This is a genomic window from Frankia sp. Mgl5 (assembly GCF_023242985.1).
GTDB classification, from domain to species: Bacteria; Actinomycetota; Actinomycetes; order Frankiales; family Frankiaceae; genus Parafrankia; species Parafrankia soli.
Genome location: NZ_JALKFY010000402.1, coordinates 1 through 209, shown reverse-complemented (window position 1 = coordinate 209; position 209 = coordinate 1). Strand labels below are relative to the sequence as shown.

Below are 209 nucleotides of genomic sequence, written 5' to 3'. Positions count from 1 at the left end.
GCGCCACCAGCCACGGTCGTACCGCCCACGGTCGGCCCGCCAACCGCCGTACCGGCGCCACCAGCCACGGTCGTACCGCCCACGGTCGGCCCGCCAACCGCCGTACCACCGGTACCAGCGCCACCAGCGACCGTCGTACCGCCCACGGTCGGCCCGCCAACCGCCGTACCGGCGCCACCAGCCACGGTCGTACCGCCCACGGTCGGCCC

The 209-nt window shown here is 77.0% G+C and carries 1 pseudogene; it reads right to left on the bottom strand.

The features are described 5' to 3' along the window. Positions 1-209 (bottom strand): annotated as a pseudogene (locus MXD62_RS09835) (hypothetical protein); the annotation flags it as partial.